The 7,214-nt window shown below is 46.7% G+C and carries 6 protein-coding genes, 1 pseudogene and 1 riboswitch; of the genes and pseudogenes, 5 read left to right on the forward strand and 2 right to left on the reverse strand.

From position 1 onward, the window contains the following. Positions 1 to 150 precede the first annotated feature (150 nt). Positions 151 to 489 carry a hypothetical protein gene (locus DBO31_RS09205; protein ID WP_159897717.1) on the reverse strand — a complete coding sequence of 113 codons (339 nt, stop codon included), beginning with the start codon at positions 487 to 489 and terminating at the stop codon, positions 151 to 153. 38 nt (positions 490 to 527) lie between these two features. Here DBO31_RS09205 and DBO31_RS00270 point away from each other — a divergent pair, with 38 nt between their 5' ends. Together DBO31_RS00270 and DBO31_RS00275 are read left to right on the forward strand one after the other, a co-directional pair. Beyond that, positions 528 to 2,426: a bacterial transcriptional activator domain-containing protein gene (locus DBO31_RS00270; RefSeq protein WP_159897719.1), complete on the forward strand. Its 1,899-nt coding sequence runs from the start codon at positions 528 to 530 to the stop codon at positions 2,424 to 2,426. A 142-nt stretch (positions 2,427 to 2,568) separates the two neighbouring features. Beyond that, positions 2,569 to 3,243, forward strand: a complete 675-nt coding sequence (locus tag DBO31_RS00275; RefSeq protein ID WP_150824151.1) for a CpXC domain-containing protein — start codon at positions 2,569 to 2,571, stop codon at positions 3,241 to 3,243. Positions 3,244 to 3,248: 5 nt separating this feature from the next. On the opposite strand, the pseudogene ribB reads toward DBO31_RS00275, so the two are convergent. Next, positions 3,249 to 3,854: pseudogene (gene ribB / locus DBO31_RS00280) on the reverse strand (3,4-dihydroxy-2-butanone-4-phosphate synthase); the annotation flags it as partial. Between the two features lie 116 nt (positions 3,855 to 3,970). Next, positions 3,971 to 4,087: riboswitch (FMN riboswitch) on the reverse strand. 142 nt (positions 4,088 to 4,229) lie between these two features. On the opposite strand from ribB, the gene DBO31_RS00285 reads away from it, so the two are divergent. The 3 genes from DBO31_RS00285 to DBO31_RS00295 all read left to right on the forward strand — a co-directional run. Then, positions 4,230 to 5,015 (forward strand): xanthine dehydrogenase family protein subunit M, encoded by a 786-nt coding sequence (locus DBO31_RS00285; protein WP_059076126.1) that lies wholly within the window; start codon positions 4,230 to 4,232, stop codon positions 5,013 to 5,015. Then, positions 5,015 to 5,482 carry a (2Fe-2S)-binding protein gene (locus DBO31_RS00290; protein ID WP_059076127.1) on the forward strand — a complete coding sequence of 156 codons (468 nt, stop codon included), beginning with the start codon at positions 5,015 to 5,017 and terminating at the stop codon, positions 5,480 to 5,482. The genes DBO31_RS00285 and DBO31_RS00290 overlap by 1 nt, the downstream gene beginning before the upstream one ends. Further along, the coding region (locus DBO31_RS00295) for a xanthine dehydrogenase family protein molybdopterin-binding subunit (protein WP_150824153.1) at positions 5,479 to 7,214 on the forward strand (1,736 nt) is incomplete at its 3' end. The genes DBO31_RS00290 and DBO31_RS00295, both read left to right, overlap by 4 nt.

Consider the following 7,214-nt stretch of genomic DNA (forward strand, 5'->3'; position numbering starts at 1 on the left):
AAAATTATCTACAAAAAAAATCACTGAACCTGCAACGGTTTTTTGAGTATCTGAGCTATGATTTTTTTAACCGGCAGCCAGAAGAATTACAGAATTTCATGCTTAAAACATCTTTGGTAGAGTATTTTGATTTGGATTTTTGCCAGAATATCATACAATCTGGTTCAGAATCGAAGCTGTTACAGGATATATCTCAAAAGGGACTGCTGGCCAAGCAGTCAGATCATGGAGTCTATCAGTATCATTCTCTGTTCCGGGCTTTTTTGCAGCAGAAAGCGGAAGCTGAGCTGCCCGATAAGCGGAAATTATACCAGTCTTTTGCTTTATATTATCTGAGGAAAAATAATTATGAGTGGGCATTGCATTTTTGTATCCTTTGTACGGATTGGAAACGGGCCTTGGACATTCTCGCCAGAGTAGGCCGTCATTGGATGGTGTCAGGCCGGCAGAGAATATTTTGCCATTATATTGAGAAAATTCCCGTTCCATACCGGAAGGATCCTCGTATCTTTATTTCACTTGGCGACATGGCACGTCTGGCAGGTGAGTACGAAAAAGCGGTTTACTGGTATGAGCAATCCGATCAGTTGTTTGCCATAGAGAAAAATTCTGTAGGAGAAAGCGAAAGCTGCCGCGGCCTGGGCGAAATTTATCTGGATATTATTCAGCCTGTTGAAGCCCAGAGATATCTGCATCAGGCTTATAAGGCATTACCAGAAGGACAGGAAGAAAAAAAGGGAGAACTTCTGTATCTCATGAGTGAAAATATGATTAATCATGGAAACTCACGGCTGGCAGAGCGGTATCTGTTATTGCGGCACAAAGTAGTTCCCTTTGATCATGGCGATAGAAATAATCTTCAGGCGCGCATATGGCTGCGAACGGGAAAAATCAGGAATGTCTGTCAGATATTACAAAGAGATAATCTGGACCGGTTGGACCGTGCTCCCGTATCTTTTCGTGACAGTTCACTGATTTTGTCATTATGTTATTCTATTCAGGGAGATATGGAACAGGCTCTGCAGTATGCTGATAAAGCTATCCAGTACGCACAGGCTATCCATTCCCGGTTTATCGCTGTCATTAGTTATGTCCGTATGGGGCATGCCTTGTTACTGGATTATCGTCATAACAAGGATATTTGTAAACAAAAATATGAAAAAGCATTGGAACTGGCAGAACAACTTCCTATTGAAAGGGGTAAGACAGAAATATACTGGGGACAAAGCCTGATGGCTTCGTTGGATGGTAATTGGAGCGAAGCGGAACGAATCGGACGCTATGCATTGGCTATCACACAGAAAGGGAAGGATGCCTGGTTTTCGGCTATTTTGTACCTGACACTGGGTATGGGAGCTGTATTCAGCCATTGTGCCAGTAAAGGGCTTCCCTATTTGGAAAAAGCGTTAGCATTGTATCAGAAATGCCGGGATACTTTGGGGCAGACAGCCTGCTTTTTATATTTTAGTCACAGCTATCAACAATTAGAAAAGCCCGGATTATTCTTAAATTTTTATCAGAAATTTGTGACATACTGTCGTGTCTATCATTATGAGTTCCTGATGGAGAAAAAGTCCATTTTAGGGAATCTGGGAAACATGAGCTGTGATACGCTGCAGTCTTATCATCAGATGATCCGGCCTGCGGCAAATACTGTGACTCCTCTTAATTCTGTCATTACTACCTTTGGAGGCTTATCTCTTATGTTCCAAGGAAGACAGATTTTGTCAGGAGATTGGACCAGGCAGTCGGCCAAGCAGTTGTTTTTACTGCTAATCTCATTTTATGATATCCCCATGAGCCGGGAAAAACTTATGAATATTTTATGGCCTGATGCGGACGAACGGACAGGACGCAATAACTTTAAAGTGACATTGAACTGTCTGCTTAATACATTGGAACCGGAACGCCGGCCACGGATGCCGAGCACATTTATCCGTAAAAATAAGACAAGTCTGCAATTTACAGCATTCAACGACTGCCATCTTGATATCCGGAATTTTGAAGAATTAGTAAAGAAAGGGCTGCAAATGCTTCCCCAAAAAACAGATGAAGGACAGGTTTTGATCCGGGAAGGGCTGGATTTGTATAAAGGAGAATATCTCAGTGGTGAAATATTAGGAGAAGTCTTGTTACAGAAGCGGGATCAATTAAAATTGCTGGCCCTGAATAGTGGCACCCGCCTGGCCGTATCTTATCTGGACCAGAACCGGTATGAACAGGCAGAAAAACAAGCAGAATGGATATTGACCGTGGACCCTTGCTGGGAAGAAGGGTATCGTATTTTACTGCGCAGTTATGGGAGTCAGAAAGACACGGTTATGGTAGAGAAATGGTATCGCAACTGCTGCCAGGTACTGGAACGGGATTTGCATATGCCCATATCGGAGCGGACGAAAAACATATACCAAAAGTTTATAAAGTGAGATGAAAAAGCCCTGTGCAGCATTCAAGAAGCTGGACAGGGCTTTCAATTATGGGTAAGATATTCATTTGTGCATAGACAAGGAAAAGGCTCTGGCCTATAATGGAATTGAACTTATATTTTTATCAATAGGAGCCTGCATTATGGAAACTGTGAAACATGCGGATCATTATAACCGCAATCTGGAATGTCCTGCCTGTGGCAAGAAAAGCCGGTTTAAAATATGGGACCGCATACAGATAGACAAAAATCCCGGACTTCGGGATAAAGTACGGGATTTATCTCTCTTTCGGTTTCAGTGTCCGAAGTGCGGACATGAAACATATCTCGATTATGATTTCCTTTATATTCAGAGCGATCTGCGCCTGGTCATTTATTATGCTCCCGGCGGAGGAGATGTGACAAATATGCATCAGTCACTGCAGAAGCCGGAATATGAATTCATGAAGGCATTCCGCTATCGCCTTATCCGCCAGCGGACGCAGTTACTGGAAAAACTTGCCATTTTTGACGCCGGATACGATGACAGGGTGATAGAAATCATGAAAGTAATGATTCAATCTTTTCTGGTAGCACAGGCCAGCCCGATTCATGCCAGCCTGATTGAATTTACTCACAGTGAATCGGGCGATGCCTTTCATTTTGCTGACCAGAGCCAGCAGAAATCAGGCATGCTTCCGTTTAATGATTCCATGCACCAAACGTATCAGGCACTGGAGCGTGATCTGGGAGAGGCGCTGCCGCCGGATGACATGCTGGAAATCACACCCCAATGGGCAGTTTCCTTTGTAAAGGACCATCAGGATTTATTTGCCTGACGGGCCATGTAGTCTTTGATATCTTTCAATGTAATGAAGGGCAGATGATACATATCTGCCAGGTGCCATAACTGAGGTGTACGCATCATGGTTCCGTCTTCGGCCATGATTTCACAGCATAATCCGGCTTCTTTCAGGCCAGCGAGACGCATGAGATCTACCGTGGCTTCTGTATGTCCGCCGCGGGTGAAAAGTCCGCCTTCTTTGGCGATGAGGGGAAACATATGCCCGGGACGACGGAAGTCTGACGGACGGGAAGCGTCTTCTGTCAGCATACGCGCCGTATAAGCCCGTTCTACTGCGGAAATACCTGTTGTTGTTTCTACGTGGTCTATGGAGACGGTAAAGGCCGTTTCATGGTTGTCCGTATTCCGGGCTACCATAGGCGGCAGAGCAAGTTTTTCTGCAAAGGCCGAACTGATGGGAAGGCAGATGAGACCTTTTCCATGAGTCGCCATGAAATTCATATTTTCTGTTGTGCAGTACTGGGCGGCGCAGATAAAATCACCTTCATTTTCTCTATCCGGATCATCTGTGGCGATGATAATCCGGCCCTGGCGCAAAGCATCCAGTGCTTCATCGATAGTGTTGTACGTTCGTTTCATTGTCATAATGCATGCCTCCGTATATAAGGGTATTGGGAATTGTCTTCAGCAAAAAAATAACCCTGACCAGGACGGTCAGGGCATACAGGCACAGCATCAGACAGACTGCGGACGCAGCCTGAGATTGCCTTCTTCCATCCAGACTATACGGTCGGTTTTGGAATTGCACCAAATCATGCGCCAAAGCGCTAGCGGACTATACCGCCGGTCGGGAATTGCACCCTGCCCTGAAGACATTTTTATTATACCATTAATTTTACGCATTGCAACTATGTAGCAGGAGAAATTTAAAGAATCAAAAAGATATCATTATGAAAATCAAAATAGACAAAAACGGTCAGGCAGATATAGAATCTGCATGCGCTGAACAGGAGGAACGGTATGAATATAGCTCATTATGTTAAAGCAAAAAGCTTGGAGGAAGCCTGGCAGTTAAATCAGAAACGGTCAGCGGTTATCCTGGGTGGCGGTTGCTGGCTGCGCATGTCTCCCCGCCGCAGGGTGGCAACGGCAATTGATTTGATGGATTTGGGACTGGATGAAATACGCGAAACAGAAGAAGCATTTTATATTGGAGCTATGGTGCCATTGCGCCAACTGGAAATTTCTGAATCACTGGAAACGTATACCCAGGGGGCTATGAAGGAAGCATTGCGTCATATTGTGGGTACACAATTTCGCAATATGGCGACGGTAGGAGGGAGCATCTGGGGCCGGTTTGGCTTTTCTGATGTATTGACACTCTTTCTGGCTTTGGATGCAGAAGCCGATTTATATAAAGGCGGACGAATACCCCTGTCTCTTTTTGCGGAAAAGACGGCAGATACGGATATTTTAAAAGGCATATATCTCCCTAAAAAGAAACGGCGGACGGCCTATGCTTCGCTGCGGCTGAACGCGACCGATTTTCCTGTCCTGGCCTGTGCCGTATCCCGCACAGCAGATAGCGTCTCCTGCAGTGTGGGAGCACGACCGATGAGAGCACAGGTACGATGTCTTCCGGCAGGTACGGGAATGACCGGGGAGGAAGCGGAACGGGCGGCCCGTGAAGTGGCGGATTCTTTATCTTTTGAAGATAATATGCGGGCCAGCCGCATATACCGGCATGATATGGCGATGGTTCTGTGCAGGCGGTTGTTATTACAGACGGCAGGGGAGGGAGACTAATGAGAATTCAGTACTGGCTTAATGGAAAGATGGAAAGTGATGAAATTTTACCAGGACAGATGCTGTATGAATTATTGCGTAAAAAGGGATGTTATAGCGTCAAATGCGGTTGTGAAACGACAGCATGCGGATTATGTACGGTATGGCTGGAGGAAAAACCGGTACTGTCCTGTGCCGTGCTGGCCGCCCGCATTGACGGAAAGCATGTTATGACACTGGAAGGACTGCAGGATGAAGCACAGGAATTTGCCCGGTATATGGGACAAGAAGGCAGCGATCAGTGTGGATTTTGTAATCCCGGTTTTGTCATGAATGTGCTGGCTATGGCAAGAGAATTAGATAATCCTGGAGAAGAAGAAATCAAAGAATACCTGGCAGGCAATCTCTGCCGATGTACGGGATATGTCAGTCATATGAGGGCATTGAAACGGTATCTGACAGAAAAAGGAAAGGGGATGCGGTTATGAGAGAAATCAACCGGGTGGTTATGAAAAAAGATGCCCTGCAACTGATGACAGGAAAACCGGCTTATACGGAAGATTTAGCACCGGAAGGCTGTCTAATCGTCAAAGCTCTGCGCAGCCCTCATGCCAGAGCCATCGTACGTCATGTTGACACGAAAGCTGCCCTGACCGTTCCGGGCATTGAATGCATCCTGACAGCAGAGGATGTCCCTAAGACGCGGTTTACTATTGCCGGCCAGACCTATCCGGAACTCAGTCCGTATGACCGGCTTATACTGGATAGACAGATACGATATGTTGGAGACCCAGTGGCTCTTGTAGCCGGGCGTGATGCGGCATGTGTGGATAAGGCTATGCGCATGATAAAGGTGGAATATGACATACAGGAGCCTCTTCTCGACTTCCGGCAGGCCGTGGATAATCCTATTGTGGTTCATCCGGAAGATGACTGGAACCCACGTGTACCGGTCGGTGGTGATAACAGACGAAATATTATTGCCCAGGCGGAAGAAGACTGGGGCGATGTCGATACGGCATTCCAGAAATCGGATGTTGTGATTGACCGGATCTATCATACAAAACAAGTACAGCAGTCTATGATGGAAACATTCCGGGCGTATACGTATTTGGATGAATTTGGCCGTCTGGTCATTGTCAGTTCGACGCAGGTTCCCTTTCATGTACGACGCATTGTCGCGACAGCCCTGGAAATTCCCAAATCGAAAATCCGTGTAGTTAAGCCACGTATCGGAGGAGGCTTTGGTGCCAAGCAGACGGTTGTCATGGAATGTTATCCTGCTCTGATTACTATGCGTACGGGAAAACGGGCGTATATGGCCTATACGCGGGAAGAGGCCATGACGGTTTCCTCTCCCCGGCATGAAGCAGATGTTCACGTGCGTTTGGGGGCTTCCCGGGATGGTATTATCCAGGTGATTTCTGTGGAATCGCTCTGGAACGGTGGTGCGTATGGTGACCACAGCCCGACGACGGTCACGTTGTCGGGACATAAATCGATTCCTTTATACAATCGTTTCTCTGCATTCCGGTTCCGGTACACCGCCGTGTATACCAACACGATTGCTGCCGGAGCATACAGGGGGTATGGTGCTACCCAGGGGATTTTTGCACTGGAATCGGCTGTGAATGAATTGGCAGACAGACTACATATGGATCCGGGAGCACTGCGGCTTCAAAATATCGTACAGCAAGGTGAAAGGATGCCGGCATATTTCAACGAAACAGCACTGAGCTGCAATCTGGGAGAATGCCTGAAACGGGTTCAGGCTATGATCGGTTGGGAGCATGTATATCCGCGGCATGTGCTTCCCGATGGCAAAATCCGCGCGGCCGGTCTGGCACTGGCTATGCAGGGGTCTAGTATTTCCAATGTGGACGTGGCTTCGGCGACAATAAAAGTGAATGACGATGGATTTTATACCTTATCCATTGGAGCGACTGATATGGGGACAGGATGCGATACCATATTGGCGCAGATAGCTGCGGAATGTCTCAATTGCTCTGTCGATGAGATTGTAACCCGTGGTGTCGATACGGATACTTCGCCATACGACAGTGGTTCCTATGCATCTTCGACGACGTATCTGACGGGGATGGCTGTTGTAAAAACCTGCCGGTCACTGATCCAAAAGATAAAAGAAAAAGCGGCACTCATGCTGGATTGCGACGATCCTTCGAATCTGGAATTTACTGGTGATGCGGTAACAGATCCTGC

Source organism: Megasphaera sp. DJF_B143 (assembly GCF_900320625.1).
Taxonomy (GTDB): Bacteria; Bacillota; Negativicutes; order Veillonellales; family Megasphaeraceae; genus Megasphaera; species Megasphaera hexanoica.

What these genes read in the sequence shown, in the direction of transcription:
- DBO31_RS09205 (WP_159897717.1), bottom strand. Translation starts at nt 489, where the DNA reads ATGGAACGGGAATTTTCTCAATATAATGGCAAAATATTCTCTGCCGGC.
- DBO31_RS00270 (WP_159897719.1), top strand. Translation starts at nt 528, where the DNA reads ATGGCACGTCTGGCAGGTGAGTACGAAAAAGCGGTTTACTGGTATGAG.
- DBO31_RS00275 (WP_150824151.1), top strand. Translation starts at nt 2,569, where the DNA reads ATGGAAACTGTGAAACATGCGGATCATTATAACCGCAATCTGGAATGT.
- DBO31_RS00285 (WP_059076126.1), top strand. Translation starts at nt 4,230, where the DNA reads ATGAATATAGCTCATTATGTTAAAGCAAAAAGCTTGGAGGAAGCCTGG.
- DBO31_RS00290 (WP_059076127.1), top strand. Translation starts at nt 5,015, where the DNA reads ATGAGAATTCAGTACTGGCTTAATGGAAAGATGGAAAGTGATGAAATT.